The sequence below is a fragment of the Pseudomonas sp. FG6 genome (assembly GCF_057809015.1).
This window is the reverse complement of sequence record NZ_JBMDJD010000007.1, coordinates 61,657-76,433: the sequence shown is the minus strand read 5'-3', so window position 1 is coordinate 76,433 and position 14,777 is coordinate 61,657. Positions and strand designations below refer to the sequence as shown.

Genomic DNA, 14,777 nt, shown 5'->3' with positions numbered 1-14,777 from the left:
CTCGGTCTGCTTCGCCAGTTACGAGAAGGCGCATCCTCGGATGCGCCTTTCTTCTATTCGGATTCTACCCACGCTCCACGGTTGCCTAAATTTTGAAGTTCAACCGTTTCTGGGGGACGCATGCTGCAGAATATCAGGGACAATTCACAAGGCTGGATTGCCAAGACCATCATCGGGGTCATCGTCGCGTTGATGGCGTTGACCGGTTTCGATGCGATTTTTAAAGCCACCACCAACAGCAACGAAGCGGCCAAGGTCAACGGCGAAAACATCAGCCAGAACGAGCTGAGCCAGGCGGTCGACATGCAACGCCGTCAGCTCATGCAACAGCTGGGCAAGGACTTCGACGCCTCCCTGCTGGACGAAAAGATGCTGCGTGACTCGGCGCTCAAGGGCCTGATCGATCGCAAGCTGCTGCTGCAAGGCGCGCACGATGCGAAGTTCGCCTTCTCTGAAGCCGCGCTGGATCAAGTCATCCTGCAGACGCCTGAATTCCAGGTCGAGGGCAAATTCAGCCCTGAGCGCTTCGATCAGGTGATCCGCCAGCTGGGTTACAGCCGTATGCAGTTCCGCCAGATGCTGGCCCAGGAAATGTTGATTGGCCAGCTGCGCGCCGGGTTGGCTGGCAGCGGTTTCGTCACCGATGCCCAGGTGCTGGCGTTTGCTCGCCTGGAGAAACAGACCCGTGATTTCGCCACCTTGAATATCAAGGCCGATCCGTCCGGCGTGAAGCTGACCGACGATGAGGTCAAGGCGTACTACGACAAGCATGCCAAGGAGTTCATGACCCCTGACCAGGTGGTCATCGATTACCTTGAGCTGAAGAAAGCCGCTTTCTTCGACCAGGTCGGCGTCAAGGACGAAGACCTGCAGGCGGCCTACCAGAAAGAAATCGCCAACTTGTCCGAGCAGCGTCGCGCTGCGCACATCCTGATCGAAGTGAACGACAAGGTCACCGAAGCCCAAGCCAAGGAGAAGATCGCGCAGATCCAGGCGCGCCTGGCCAAGGGCGAGTCCTTTGAAGCCCTGGCGAAGGAGTTTTCCCAGGATCCGGGTTCGGCGAACAGCGGCGGCGATCTCGGTTATGCCGGCCCTGGCGTCTATGACCCTGAGTTCGAGAAGGCCTTGTATGCGCTGAACAAGGACCAGGTCTCGGCCCCGGTACGTACCGACTTCGGTTTGCACTTGATCAAGCTGCTGGGCGTCGAGGCGCCTGAAGTGCCGACATTTGCCAGCCTCAAGGACAAGCTGACCCGCGAGCTGAAAACCCAGCAAGTGGAGCAGCGCTTCGTGGAGGCGACCAAGCAACTGGAAGATGCCTCGTTCGAAGCATCTGACCTGGCCCAACCGGCCCAGGACTTGAAGCTGACCGTGCACACGTCGGCGCCGTTCGGGCGTGAAGGCGGCGATGGCATTGCGGCCAACCGTGCCGTGGTCACTGCGGCGTTCAGCCAGGAAGTGCTGGATGAAGGTGCCAACAGCACCGCCATCGAGCTGGACCCGGAAACGGTCGTGGTCCTGCGTGCCAAGGAGCACCGCAAGCCTGAGCAACTGCCACTGGAAAGCGTGGCAGGTCCGATCCGTGCTCAATTGGCCAAGGAACATGCCAGTGCGGCGGCCAAGTCCCGCGCTGAAGAGTTGATCACTCAACTACGCGACGGCAAGGTTGCGCTGGACAAACCGGTCGACGGTCAAGGCTGGAAAACGACCGCAGCGGCCACCCGCGGCCAGGAAGGCATCGAGCCGGCGGTATTGCAGGCGTTGTTCCGCATGCCCAAGCCCGAAGCGAAGGGCAAGCCGACCTTCAGCAGCGTGACGTTGCCTGACGGTAGCCTGGTGATCGTGCGCCTGAACGGCGTGAACGAGGCGGCGGCACCGACCGATCAGGAGAAGGCCGAGTATCGCCGGTACCTGGCGTCTCGCGTCGGCCAACAGGACTTCGCGGCTTATCGCAAGCAATTGGAGAGCCAGGCGGACATCAAGCGTTTCTGATGCCTTGATGATTTGCCAGCAAGAGACCCCGGCCGAAAGCCGGGGTCTTTTTTTGTGTCGGCTTTTTGCCGCTGGCAGGATGTTCGTCGATCCATTGCCTTGGCACCTTTTTCCCGTGGGCAACCACCAGTAGACTGGTCACTCTTTCCAGGCACGATTACCCAAACTGTCGGGCGCTGTTCTGTTGCACAATACGCCTCGGACCGTTTTCCTCAGGATGTTCAATGTTCAGATCATTTCACATGCAAACCGTCGGGCTGGCACTGATGCTGGCCGCCGCAGCCGGTTGCTCGTCGAAGAAAGCCGCCATCTACGAGCATGAAAGCTTCGATGATTCCGGTACCTTCTCCCGCACTTATCCAACGACCGACGTGGCGACTTGCGAAGCCGGGCGCCGGGCGTTGCTCAGTCAGGGCTACATCATCACCAGCAGCGATCCGAAGTTGGTCAGCGGCCACAAGAGCTTCCAGCAGGCCGGCGATACGCACATGGAGATCAGCTTCAACCTGGTGTGCGCCGAAGACGGAGGCCCGGGGCATCGTGCGACCATGTTCGCCAATGCCCTGCAGGACCGGTATGCCCTGAAGAAGATCAATAATTCCGCCAGCCTGGGTGTCGGGGTATTGGGGTCCGTGTCGATGCCAATCGGCTCGTCCGACGATTCGATGGTCAAGGTCGCCAGTGAAACCGTGTCGGCCACCAAGTTCTATGAGCGTTTCTTTGCCCTGGTCGAGCTGTTCCTCCCTTCGGATGCGAAGAAGGCCACGGGTGATGCGGAGAAACCGAAAGCCGAGCTGGGTGTCCCGGAAACCAAGGCTGAACCGGCGGCCTTGATGCCGGTGCCTGCGGCGGCTCCTGCCGCCATGGCGGTACCTGTGCCTGTCGTGCCGGTCCAGCACGCGGTGCCGACGCCGGTGGAGACGGCTCCTGCCGCTTCCGAGCCCGTCGCGCCACCGGTCGAGCCAGCACCCATCGCGCCCAGCGAGCCTGAGCCTTACACACCAGCGGCGACCGAGATCATCACGCCACCGCCGCCCAGTGACTTGCCGGCACCGACCGAGCCGATCCAGCCGCTGCCTGCCTCCTGAGGCCGTGCGGCAACGGCTGTAACGCCTTGCTACATCTGTGTGCGTTAATTCCCAAGGGCTGTGCTACGTTTGATTCATGAAGCTTTTGCTTCATGTTTTATTCACAAAGCAGCTTTATGCTGATACCAGCGCCATCAGGCATTGGTTTCAATGAGAAGGGAAGGAAACGAAATGGATGAATATCAGGAAGAGCTGCTGGAATATCAGGCCTACGAGCTGGACCCACTCGAGCCTGCCGAAGATGCGACGGAGCTGTAGGGCTGAGGACCGCGACGCGCGCGCCAAGCGGCCAGCGAATGCTTGAAGTTCAGATGCCTCTATGACTGCGGCGAAACTCCCCCGGCGTTTGGTCGTTCCAGCGCTTGAAGGCACGTTGGAATGCCTCGGCAGAGGCGAACCCCAGCAGGTAGGCGATTTCGCCGAATGCCAACTCGGTATCGCGAATGTAGGTCATGGCCAGGTCGCGACGGGTGTCGTTGAGGATTGCGCGAAATTGCGTGCCCTCATCGGCCAGCTTGCGGCGCAAGGTCCACGTTGGCATGTTCAGGCGCGCTGCCACTTCTTTCAGGTCGGGTTCCCGGCCGCCGTTGAGCAAAGGACCCAGCAGTCGGGTGATACGTTCACGCAGGCTGCGGGTGCGGGTCAGTTGCTCCAGTTCCCGTTCACACAGCTGCAACAGGTACCGCCAGGTGCTGGGGCAGTGCTGCACGTTGCGCAGGGCGAGGCTGTCCAGGCCCAGGCGCAGTTGGTTCTGTTCGGCGCCAAACTGGATCGGCCCGTCGCCGAGCAGGCGGTAGGCTTCCCGGTACGGCGGTTCTTCGAATTCGATGTCTATGCGTTCGGCACGCAGCGTGACGCCGCAGAGGCTTGAGAGCTGGGTAAGCCAGCCGGCGATGATTGAATCCACGACAAAGCGGTTATAGGCGTTGTACGGGCTGATGGAATAGAACCTCAGCCAGGCGCCTCGGGCGTCCTCGTGGAGACTCGACTGGCCGCGATAGTTGGCGCCGTACAGCGGCTCGAAGCGGATCAGGCAGCGGGCGGCTTCGCGAACAGTCGGCGCTTGGGCGGCGGTAACGCCCGCCAACCCGGCCTGGCTCAAGCGACTGAGCTGGCCCATGCGCAGGCCCAGCGCCGGATCCTGGGTCTGTTGGATGGCGGCGTGGCCCAGGCGCATGTAGCGCGGGATCGATAGCCGGGCCCCGGGCTCGCCGAGGCGTGCGGCATCCAAACCGTATTGTTCAAGCAAGGGTTGGGGATCCTGCCCGTGGCTGGCCACTGCATCGGCGAGGCTGTGGACGAAGCCTACTGACAGATCTCCCAGGCGCATCGGCTGCGGTTTCATCACAACCACAGGTTCAGCAGGCGGGCGCCACGGGCTTCGCCGTCGGGGAAGTGCTCGCCGTCGTGGCTGATGAAGCTCTGGCCGGCGCTGCCGTTATCCCAGAATTGGCCACGCAAAAACACACTGACGCCGCCCCTGGCCTGACTGATCGGTAACTGGCCGGTCAGCGTCAGGCGGTGCCAGGCTTGGCCTTCACTCACTTCACCGGGCTTGAGGCTCACTTCGCCGGGCGTGGACAACCCCTTGTAGCCCCTCCAGGGCTTTTCCCAAGCGTCCCGACCCATGACAAAGGCCGGCACGGCGATCAGTTGCGCACCCTGTTCGTCGAGCACGCGGTAGTGAATGGGGTACCAACTGTCGCTCCCGATCAGTACGCCCAGGCGACCCGCGGGGGTGTCGAGGACGGCCAGGGTCTGCGTGGGGGCGCCGCCGTGCACGTCGCGTTGCTCGAACACCGTGTGTTGCTGGCGCTGGGGCTGGCCGATCGGCTGACCATCGCGGTCGAACACCACGCTGCTGTTGTACAGCGCGCCGCTGCCGATCTTCAGTTCGCCTCTACTGACGCTCGGTTCCGGCAGCACGATGGAGCCGGCCACCAGGGTCACGCTGAACTCCTTGGCGAGCCCGCCGAACAGCGCTTGGTAATCCTGGGCCATGGCCTCGGCTTTCATGCGCAGGTAGGCCTCATTCAAGCGGCTATCGCCTTGGGCGCTGAGCAACGCCCTGAGAAACGCCAGGGGGTTGCTGACGGCGAGCCAGTTCATCGCTTCTTTCAGCGTTGTGGCTTGATACAACTCGTCTTTTTCGCCACTGACCATCAACCAGGTGCCGATGTGCTCGGGCAACACCACGACCGTCCTGTCGTTGAGCAAACCCTGGTCGCGAGCGGTCTGCAGGTAGGCGGCCAGCTTGCGATGCAGGCGCGCAGGGGTCTGGTAGTCGGTGGGAAACAGTTCGGGCTGGATACCCAGCAGGTTGCCCCGGTCGGCCGGTATGCCTTGGTCCACCGCCAGGTTGATGCGAAGGTCTGACAGGTAATGACCCGCCGGCCGATCCGCCGTCCACACTGCATAGGTGACCAGGGCGGCGATGATGGCCAATGAAAACAGCAGGTACAGAAATTTGCGCATGGGGGAAACAGTCAGCCGCCGGGTGCAGGTTCGTGATTTTTCAGCTAGGGCTACGGGGCAGGGTACGGTAAAACAAGGGATTGGCGAAAGGGCATGCCCTCATTTCTCCTGACTGATCACCGATGGCGCCCGGCTCTACGTACATTGATGTGCTGCGCATTTGGATCATCAACTTGTCAGTTTCGGTCATTGAGCGTGCCGGTTTTGCCTCTTAGTCTGTTGGACATGACAAAGGGAGGCCGCAGAGCTTCCGTACTTTCCGTGATCGCCCGTTTGTGGAGTTGCCAATGACCGCCTCTCATTACCCGCACCTGCTTGCCCCGCTGGACTTGGGGTTTACCACGTTGCGCAACCGCACTCTGATGGGCTCCATGCACACCGGTCTTGAAGAGAAGCCCGGCGGTTTTGAACGCATGGCCGCGTATTTCGCTGAAAGGGCGCGGGGTGGCGTAGGGCTGATGGTCACTGGCGGGATCGCCCCGAACGACGAGGGCGGGGTTTATTCCGGCGCGGCCAAGCTGACCACGCAGGAAGAGGCGCTCAAGCACCAGGTCGTCACCCGGGCCGTGCATGAGGCCGGTGGCAAGATCTGCATGCAGATCCTCCACGCCGGGCGCTATGCCTACAGCCCCAAGCAGGTAGCGCCGAGCGCTATCCAGGCACCGATCAACCCGTTCAAGCCCAAGGAGCTGGACGAGGCGGGCATCGAGAAGCAGATCAGCGATTTTGTCAGCTGCTCGCTCCTGGCCCAGCAGGCCGAATACGACGGCGTCGAGATCATGGGTTCGGAAGGTTATTTCATTAACCAGTTCCTGGCAGCCCACACCAACCATCGCACCGATCGTTGGGGCGGCAGCTATGAAAACCGCATGCGCCTGCCGGTGGAAATCGTGCGCCGGGTGCGCGAGGCGGTAGGTCCGAATTTCATCGTGATTTTTCGCCTGTCGATGCTCGACCTGGTGGAGGGGGGCAGTGCCTGGGACGAAATCGTCCAGTTGGCCAAGGCCATCGAGCAAGCCGGGGCGACGATCATCAACACCGGTATCGGGTGGCACGAAGCACGGATTCCCACCATCGCCACCAAGGTCCCGCGCGCGGCGTTCAGCAAGGTCACGGCCAAGCTGCGCGGTTCGGTGACGATCCCCTTGATCACCACCAACCGTATCAATACCCCGGAGGTGGCTGAGCAGATCCTGGCCGAAGGCGACGCCGACATGGTCTCCATGGCGCGGCCGTTCCTGGCGGACCCTGAGTTCGTCAACAAGGCTGCCGCCGGGCGTGGCGATGAAATCAATACCTGCATCGGCTGCAACCAGGCGTGTCTGGATCACACCTTTGCCGGCAAGCTCACCAGTTGCCTGGTGAACCCACGGGCGTGCCATGAAACCGAACTCAACTATTTGCCGGTGACCCAGGTGAAGAAAATCGCCGTGGTCGGTGCCGGCCCCGCCGGATTGGCCGCCGCCACCGTCGCGGCCGAGCGTGGCCATCAGGTTACGTTGTTCGATTCAGCCAGCGAAATCGGTGGCCAGTTCAACGTCGCCAAGCGCGTGCCGGGCAAAGAGGAGTTCTACGAGACCCTGCGTTACTTCAAGCGCAAAGTGCAGACCACCCACGTCGAACTCTGCCTCGACACCCGGGTGAATGCCGCCCGGTTGGTGGCGGGTGGTTACGACGAGATCATCCTCGCCACCGGCATCGTGCCTCGGGTGCCGGCGATTCCCGGGGTGGAGCACCCCAAGGTCCTGAGCTACCTGGACGTGATCCTGGGGCGCAAGCCGGTGGGCCACAGCGTCGCGGTGATTGGCGCAGGCGGCATCGGATTCGACGTGTCGGAGTTCCTGGTTCATCAGGGTGTCGCCACCAGCCAGGACCGTGAAGCCTTCTGGAAGGAGTGGGGGATCGACACCCGGCTCCAGGCCCGCGGCGGCGTGGCTGGCGTCAAGCCCGAGCCCCATGCGCCGGCGCGCCAGGTGTTCCTGTTGCAGCGCAAGACCTCCAAGGTCGGCGATGGCCTGGGCAAGACCACCGGCTGGATCCATCGCACGGGCCTGAAGAACAAGCAGGTGCAGATGCTCAACAGTGTTGAGTACCTGAAGATCGACGACGAAGGACTGCACATTCGCATCGGTGAAACGGGCGAGCCGCAAGTCTTGGCCGTGGACAACATCGTGATCTGTGCCGGCCAGGACCCGTTGCGCGAGTTGCAGCAAGACCTGGAAGCGGCGGGGCAGCGTGTCCACCTCATTGGCGGTGCCGATGTGGCGGCCGAGCTGGACGCCAAGCGGGCGATCGACCAGGGCTCGCGATTGGCGGCGCAACTGTAAGGCACACGCCCGCATCCCCTGTGGGAGCGGGCTTGCTCGCGAAAGCGGTGGGTCAGGTGGCCAAGATGCTGGATGTGCTTCCCTTTTCGCGAGCAAGCTCGCTCCCACATTTTTTCGATGTCGGGGAGTCCGCGACCAGCTGTTAAGATGCCGGCCTCTTTCCATCCGGCCTGCCGCCATGCTGTCTCGTGCCCTCGACTGGCAACCCCAACCGCTCCTTGAACCGCTTCGGCTGGATTGGCTCGCCCATGCTGGCGTCGAGCTGGCGGTATTGCGCCTGGACCGGATCGATCCGCTGATCAGCGGTAACAAATGGTTCAAGCTGCTCCACCACCTGCGTGCTGCCCACGAGGCCGGGGCCGAGGGCGTCATGAGCCTGGGCGGCGCCTATTCCAACCATCTGCACGCGCTGGCGGCGGCGGGCAAGCGCTTTGGCTTTCCAACGGTCGGGTTGCTGCGCGGCCATCCTGTGGAAACGCCCACGGTGCTCGACCTGAAGGCTTTCGGCATGGCGCTGCACTGGCTGGGCTACGGCGGCTACCGCGAGCGGCACGCACCTGGGTTCTGGGACGACTGGCGCGCCCGTTATCCGCATTTGTATCCGGTGCCTGAGGGCGGCTCAGGATTGCCTGGCGCAGAAGGTTGCAAGGTGTGGGTGACGCGTGCCCGGGAACAATTGGCGACACTGGGTTGGCGCGATTACCACGGCTGGTGGCTGGCCTGCGGCACCGGCACCTCGTTGGCTGGCCTGGTGCTGGCCGAAGCGGGAGCGCATCCGGTCTACGGCGTCCTGGCCGTGCCTGCGGATCACGGCGTGGCGCAGCAGGTTGAAGGCATCGTGGCGGCGGCGGGGCTTGCGAATCCGTGCTACGCGCTGCTCGACGGCAGCCGGGGTGGTTTCGCTCGGGTCGATGCGGATCTCACGGCGTTCATCCAGGGCACGGGTGAAATCGAGCTGGAGCCGCTGTACACCGGCAAGGCGTTGCTGCTGTTGAAGGCGCGGGTCGAAGCCGGACAGTTTGCCGCGGGCACCCGCTTGATCTTCGTCCACACCGGCGGTTTGCAGGGCCGCCGGGGGTTTGAATAGTCTCAGCCGCGCTTGGGCATCATGCGCAACAGCGTGTTATCGCGCACGACGTAGTGGTGGTAGAGGCCGGCCAGGGCATGCAGGCCAATCAACCAGTAGCCGATGGTGCCGCCCAGTACATGCCAGCCTTCGAGCTGTTTGGCAAATGCCTTGTCCTGGTCGATCAGCAGCGGCAGGTCGAAGCCGTAGAACATCACCTGGTGCCCTTCGGCACTGGTGATCAGCCAGCCGAGCAGCGGCATTGCGATCATGAAGAGGTACAGCGCCCAGTGCATCAGGTGCGCCACGAATGTCTGCCACGCCGGCGATGCCGGGAAGATCGCCGGGGCCTTGCCCACGCTGCGCGCGAACAGGCGCAGCCAGACCAGCACGAACACTGTCAGGCCCAGCATGAAGTGCGCTTCCTTGATGAGGGTCCGGCCGCCGCTGCCCTTGGGGAATATTCCGCGGAACTCGATGCAGGCATAAACCACAGCGAGCAAAACCAGCATCAGCCAATGCAGGGTAACCGTGACGGTACTGTAGCGGCTTTCTGAATTCTTCCAGGGCATTACGGGTATCTCCAACAATCAGGGTAGAGCGCCGTCTTGAGCAGCGTTGCGTCTACTGTATGCCCGTTTCGACGTGTTTGCATGAGGCAGATCAGGTTTTGCCGCAGGATTTCATGCTGCTGTCGTTCAAAAGCAGGTTACGCAGCCTGTTGGCGGGCCGGGTGTTGGCTCAAGGTGTTGGCTCAGGATGTCGCATCCGGAGGGTTCAGCAGCCAGTCGAACAGCAGCCCGGTATCGTGACTGCGCGGGGGTGGGGCGGCGACGCTTTCCATGCCTATATCCGAAGGTTGCGAACACAAAACCGGTCGGTCGGGGTCGCCGTCGAGAAAGCTTACCCGCACTTCACTGCCGGCCATCAGGCGTGGGAGCGCGCCCAGTCGCTGTTGCGACACGGGGAGCGCCAGGCCTTCCTGCCCGGGTGTCCAGAGGCTGACCGTGACCCGCCCTTGCTCGTCGAGCCTGGCCGGTTGCCCGGCGGGGCCGAGTACATGGGCGAGGTGATAGCCGGGAATACACGGCTTGGGGTGCTTGAGGGCCGGCCTGAACACCGTCGACCAGGCAATGGCGGTGAACCGGTTGCGGTAGTCCGTGGACGGCGGCGTGGCCGGCGGGTTCGGTTCGAGGATTGAAAACTGCCGTCCCTGATGCTGGACGTCGGTGATCAGCCATTGGTCGTTGAAGACCGCCAGCGGGTGGTCGCAGATCTGCACGATCTGGCCGCCATGCAGCGCCGGTTGGTTGCTGTGGCCGTGGATCCGCCGCTGCTGGCAGCGCAACCGTTCCAGGTTTCGCCGACTGGCCTGGGAGCGGTAGGCCTGGGCCGGATCGGCCCGGATCATCTCGTGGGCGGCCTCGGCAAATACCTGGTTCGCCGCCGTGTCGTCGGATCGCTCGCTCGCCCGGTCCTTGAACCCGGCGGGCAGGCCAGGGAGCATCGAGTGATGATGCTGGTACAACCGCTGGAGCGCCGGTTGCCGTTCGTTGCCCCGACGCAGGGGCAACTCGACCGGGTGCGCCGCAAAACTCTTCGGGTCTTCGGCAAACACCAGGATGTGCCCCTGAGGGGTGTGTTCGAAGTGGTAATGGATGCCTTCCTCTTCGCACAACCTCTGCAGCAGGACCAGGTCGCTTTCCTCGTACTGGATGCAGAATGGCCGGTAGGGGTAATGCCCATGGGGCAGTTCGAAGCGGTAGCTGTCCGGGGGCAGCGCATGCTCCTCCAGCAGGCGTTGCAACAGTTGCACGACGCTGAGCCGATGGAAGACCCGTCGCTGCGGCCCCTGGTCCAGCCGCTGGAGGTAGGGGACGAGTGTCAGGTGATAGCCGATGCGCAATGAGGCGTCGGCGCTCAGGCTGACGCTCTGCAGCATGCCGTGAACGCCCGATTCGCCGTTCAGGCGCAGGAACGCCGGTTGTCCCAACAGCGCATCGGCACTGATCGGTGGCCCCAGGCTGATCAGTTCGAGGTCGAAGCGGTAGGGCTGGTTGAGGGCTTCCTGACCGTTGAAGCGCAGTACTTGCAACCGCAAGTCGCTTTGCGTGAGTGTCAGGCTGAAGGGACTTTCCGTGTCGTTGTGCATCGCGGCGTTCACTGGGAGGAGGGAGGTGACGAGGGTACGAAACCCTGGGGTGGAACGGTGCAGGTGAGTGGTTGTTTCAGAAACCGCCTACAACATGCCGGGAAAATGTCGATCCACCAGCGAAAATTTTTGGTCGATCAGGCGGTTTAGGCCGTATAAACTTGCGCCACAGCGCCGGCCGGCAGATGTCTCGGCGCGTCAGACAAGAGAGTGAGTAATGGGCGCACAGTGGAAGGTTAAACACAAAGAAGCGGCTGCCAACGCCAAGGGCAAGATCTTTGGCAAACTGGTGAAGGAAATCACCATTGCCGCGCGTAACGGCGCCGATGTCGCCACCAACGCCCACTTGCGACTGGTGGTCGAGCAGGCGAAGAAGGCTTCGATGCCACGCGAGACCCTGGAGCGCGCGATCAAGAAGGGTTCCGGCCAGCTCGGCGAAACCGTGCAATACCATCGCGTGACTTACGAAGGGTTCGCACCGCACCAGGTGCCGCTGATCGTCGAGTGCGTGACCGACAACATCAACCGTACCGTGGCGGAAATCCGCGTCGCCTTCCGCAAGGGCCAACTGGGTGCTTCGGGTTCGGTGGCGTGGGACTTCAACCACGTCGGCATGATCGAGGCCACTCCAGACACTCCGGACGCCGATCCGGAACTGGCCGCCATCGAGGCCGGCGCCCAGGATTTCGAGCCGGGTGAAGAGGGCGCGACGTTGTTCCTGACCGATCCGGCTGACCTGGATGCGGTGCAGAAGGCCTTGCCGGAGCAGGGTTTCACCGTGGTGGCGGCCAAATTGGGCTATCAGCCGAAAAACCCGGTCAGCGGTCTGACCGACGAGCAGATGGCTGAAGTCGAAGCGTTCCTCGAAGGCCTCGACAACCACGATGACGTGCAGGACATGTTTGTCGGCTTGGCCGGTTAAACAAAGCCTAGCAACTGTGGGAGCAAGGCTTGCCCGCGATGAAGATGACGCAGTCTCTGAGAGAATGAGGGCCAGCATCGCGGGCAAGCCTTGCTCCCACAGATCAGCTCACGGCGCTGGTTGGCCCATGGCTTCGAATCGGCCCAGCAAGGCTTCAATCTCCTCGAACCCCGGCCGTGCCAGCACCTGCGGTTGACAGCAGCGTGCCTGCAGGTCTTTGAGCGGTTGAAGATCGATGGCCTCGGTTCCCGGCTCGATCCGCGCCAGCAATTCCCCCAGCAGAATCCCGAACGCACGCACCTCGATGCGTTGCAGCGCACGGGTTTGCACGGTGTCCGTGGTGGCATGGAACGAGGCCGCGCCAAAATCCCCCAGCAGGCAATCGCCTCGGTCATTGCACAGAATGTTGTGCCCGTACAGGTCGCCGTGGGTGATGCCCTGGCGATGCAGGTGCGCGGCCACCGAAGCGATGCCGCGGGCAATGCCCATCGCCACCGGGAAACTCAGGTGCAGCTCATCGGCATACACGTCACGGCTGCATGTAGCCAGGCTCGGCAACCCGGCCAGGTTGCGGTAGCTCGGCTCGATCAGTGCCATCACCAGCCCGGTCTGTTCTTCAGGATGGCCGCTGACTTGGCCCAACACCTCGATCAGGTTCGGATGTCGACCGGCGGTGATGCACGCGTGCATCTCATGCAATGGCGAGCCGTCGCTGGTCATCTGGCCCTTGTACATCTTTACCGCGACCTCTCGCGGTTCCTCGCCTGGTGGTTGCCATGATGCCTGGTGAATCACCCCGGAGGCGCCTTCGCCCAACGTGTGTCGCAGGCTCAGTCGGGACCAGTCGATGGGCGTTGTGGTGCTCAAGGCCGCCGCTTCAGCCTGGGCTTCCAGCGGATTGCCGGCGTAGGCCAGCCAACTGAGGCTGGGCAACTCCAGTAGCCATTGCGGCAGTTCAACCAGTTGATTGGCGGCGATGCGCAGCAGTTCCAGGCGATGGCATTGGCGCAGGCTGGTGGGCAATTGCTGCAAACGGTTGCCGGCGAGCATCAGTTTTTGCAGATGCGGGCGTTGGCCGAGTTCGTCCGGCAACTGGCGGATGCGGTTGTCCGTGAGGATCAGCCAGCGCAACAGCGGCGGCAGCGCGGCCGCCGTGACTCGTTCGATACGATTGGCCTTGAAGCCGATCATGGTCAGGGCGGCACAGTGGCCCAGGCATTCGGGCAGCTCGGTGAAGCAGTTGTCCGAACAGAACAGCACCCGCAGGCGAGTCAGCCGATGCAGGTCGTCGGGCAGTGCATCCAGTTGGTTGCCGCTGAGGTTGAGGATTTCGAGGGAATCGGCCAGGTCGAAGATTTCCCGCGGAAACTGCGTCAGGCCGCAGGCCAGGTCCAGTCGGGTAATGCCTGAGAGCTGGCCGGCGCGTAGTTGGGCGAGGGTGTGCATGGCGGCGGTCGCTGTTGATCAAGGGAGGGGGGCTGTCGCTCGATGCCAGACAGTTAACCAATAATCAGCCCTGCACAAAACCCTGTGGCGAGGTGATTTATCTGTGGGAGCAAGGCTTGCCCGCGATGCAGGCGCCTCGTTTTCTCAGAGACCGCGCCGTCTTCATCGCGGGCAAGCCTTGCTCCCACAGCAGTTTTTCCCATGACAGTGTTGCTCCCCTCGCCACAGTCGATCGCTAGCGCTCGATGCTGCGGTTCCACCGCGCGTTCCAGGCCGGGCGCTGTTCGTTGACCTGGTCCCAATCCACGGCGATGGCGGTGTCCAGGTAGTGCTGCATGGCTTGAACCTGGCCGCGGGTCTTGTCGGTGGTCGGGGTGTTGGGGTTGGACGGGATCTGGTCGCCTTCTTCCAGGGCGATGGCCTGGGCTTGGGGCGTCAGCAGGAAGGCGGCCAGTTTCTGCGCCAGGGCCGGCTCGGTGTTGTGGGCGATGGCGCACTCGGCGACGTTGAGCACCACGGCGCCTTCCTTCGGTTGCGCATATTCGACGGGCATGCCCTTGAGTTTCAGCGCGGTCACCTGGGTCGGTGTCAGCGGGAACAGCGCCGCTTCGTCGGTTTGCAGCATCTCGGAAATCTTCGCCGAGCTGGGGATGTATTCCAGCACATTGCGCCCGACGGTGTTGGGCCAGGCCTTGAAACCCGGCTCGACGTCGGTTTCGCTGCCGCCCTGGATCCGGTTGAACATCAAGAAGCCGTGCAGGCCGAAGGTCGACGAGGCCATCGACTGGAACACCAGTTTGTCCTTGAAGCGCGGGTCGGCCATGTCCATCCAGGAGGTCGGCGCGCTCCAGCCTTTTTCCTTGAACAGCCGGGTGTTGTAGGCCAGGCCGGTGACGCCGAGGCTGACGGCCACGGCTTCATCCTTGATTCGCCCTTTGGCGGGGATCTGCGCCAGGGTCGGGTTGTCTTCGAGCTTGTCGCACAGGCCCATGGCGATAGCGCGGTACATGATGCCGTCGTCGAGGAACATCACGTGCATTTGCGGGTTGTCCTTGCTGGCCTGGACTTTGGCCAGGATGTCGGCGGAGGTGCCCGGCACGATCACCACTTTGACGTTGTTGGCTTTTTCGAAGGCCGGCAAGACCTTGTCGGCGTAGAGCCGCTCCATGGTGCCGCCGTTCATGCCCAGGTAGAGCGTCGGCTCGGCCAACGCCTGGGTGACCGGGAGCAGGGCGCCCAGGCAAGCGGAGCCCAACGAGCAGAAACCGAACAGTGCACTGCGTTTGACGTTATTCATTGGCACGACCTT

At 62.7% G+C, this 14,777-nt stretch carries 11 protein-coding genes; 5 read left to right on the top strand and 6 right to left on the bottom strand.

Annotation, left to right across the window (positions count from 1 at the left end; all coding sequences use genetic code 11):
- Positions 1 to 120: 120 nt before the first annotated feature.
- Together ACODSJ_RS06620 and ACODSJ_RS06615 are read left to right on the top strand one after the other, a co-directional pair.
- Positions 121 to 1,992, top strand: coding sequence for a SurA N-terminal domain-containing protein (locus ACODSJ_RS06620; RefSeq protein WP_489100953.1), 1,872 nt, complete (start codon positions 121 to 123; stop codon positions 1,990 to 1,992).
- 224 nt (positions 1,993 to 2,216) lie between these two features.
- Complete coding sequence (locus ACODSJ_RS06615) at positions 2,217 to 3,080, top strand: DUF2242 domain-containing protein (RefSeq protein ID WP_489100952.1); 864 nt, start codon at positions 2,217 to 2,219, stop codon at positions 3,078 to 3,080.
- Between the two features lie 307 nt (positions 3,081 to 3,387).
- On the opposite strand, the gene ACODSJ_RS06610 is transcribed toward ACODSJ_RS06615, so the two are convergent.
- Positions 3,388 to 4,425 (bottom strand): AraC family transcriptional regulator, encoded by a 1,038-nt coding sequence (locus ACODSJ_RS06610; RefSeq protein WP_489100951.1) that lies wholly within the window; start codon positions 4,423 to 4,425, stop codon positions 3,388 to 3,390.
- A complete protein-coding gene (locus ACODSJ_RS06605; protein ID WP_489100950.1) occupies positions 4,425 to 5,555 on the bottom strand; it encodes a carbon-nitrogen hydrolase family protein in 1,131 nt (376 codons plus the stop codon). Before ACODSJ_RS06605 ends, ACODSJ_RS06610 begins: the two co-directional genes overlap by 1 nt.
- A 287-nt stretch (positions 5,556 to 5,842) precedes the next feature.
- Between ACODSJ_RS06605 and ACODSJ_RS06600 the strand changes: the two genes are divergently transcribed.
- Positions 5,843 to 7,882 (top strand): oxidoreductase, encoded by a 2,040-nt coding sequence (locus tag ACODSJ_RS06600; RefSeq protein ID WP_489100949.1) that lies wholly within the window; start codon positions 5,843 to 5,845, stop codon positions 7,880 to 7,882.
- Between the two features lie 178 nt (positions 7,883 to 8,060).
- Positions 8,061 to 8,969 (top strand): 1-aminocyclopropane-1-carboxylate deaminase/D-cysteine desulfhydrase, encoded by a 909-nt coding sequence (locus tag ACODSJ_RS06595; protein ID WP_489100948.1) that lies wholly within the window; start codon positions 8,061 to 8,063, stop codon positions 8,967 to 8,969.
- Positions 8,970 to 8,971: 2 nt separating this feature from the next.
- Here the strand turns inward: ACODSJ_RS06595 and ACODSJ_RS06590 are convergent, their stop codons facing one another.
- Both ACODSJ_RS06590 and ACODSJ_RS06585 read right to left on the bottom strand, forming a co-directional pair.
- The gene (locus tag ACODSJ_RS06590; RefSeq protein WP_489100947.1) at positions 8,972 to 9,520 is read right to left on the bottom strand and encodes a cytochrome b; all 549 of its coding nucleotides are present in this window, start codon (positions 9,518 to 9,520) and stop codon (positions 8,972 to 8,974) included.
- A 182-nt stretch (positions 9,521 to 9,702) separates the two neighbouring features.
- Positions 9,703 to 11,100, bottom strand: coding sequence for a type VI secretion system Vgr family protein (locus tag ACODSJ_RS06585; protein ID WP_489100946.1), 1,398 nt, complete (start codon positions 11,098 to 11,100; stop codon positions 9,703 to 9,705).
- 217 nt (positions 11,101 to 11,317) lie between these two features.
- Between ACODSJ_RS06585 and ACODSJ_RS06580 the strand changes: the two genes are divergently transcribed.
- Positions 11,318 to 12,022: a YebC/PmpR family DNA-binding transcriptional regulator gene (locus tag ACODSJ_RS06580; protein ID WP_489100945.1), complete on the top strand. Its 705-nt coding sequence runs from the start codon at positions 11,318 to 11,320 to the stop codon at positions 12,020 to 12,022.
- 108 nt (positions 12,023 to 12,130) lie between these two features.
- Here ACODSJ_RS06580 and ACODSJ_RS06575 read toward each other — a convergent pair whose 3' ends face one another.
- Together ACODSJ_RS06575 and ACODSJ_RS06570 are read right to left on the bottom strand one after the other, a co-directional pair.
- Positions 12,131 to 13,468, bottom strand: a complete 1,338-nt coding sequence (locus ACODSJ_RS06575; protein WP_489100944.1) for a leucine-rich repeat-containing protein kinase family protein — start codon at positions 13,466 to 13,468, stop codon at positions 12,131 to 12,133.
- 235 nt (positions 13,469 to 13,703) lie between these two features.
- Positions 13,704 to 14,765, bottom strand: a complete 1,062-nt coding sequence (locus ACODSJ_RS06570) for an ABC transporter substrate-binding protein (RefSeq protein ID WP_489100943.1) — start codon at positions 14,763 to 14,765, stop codon at positions 13,704 to 13,706.
- Between the last annotated feature and the right edge of the window lie 12 nt (positions 14,766 to 14,777).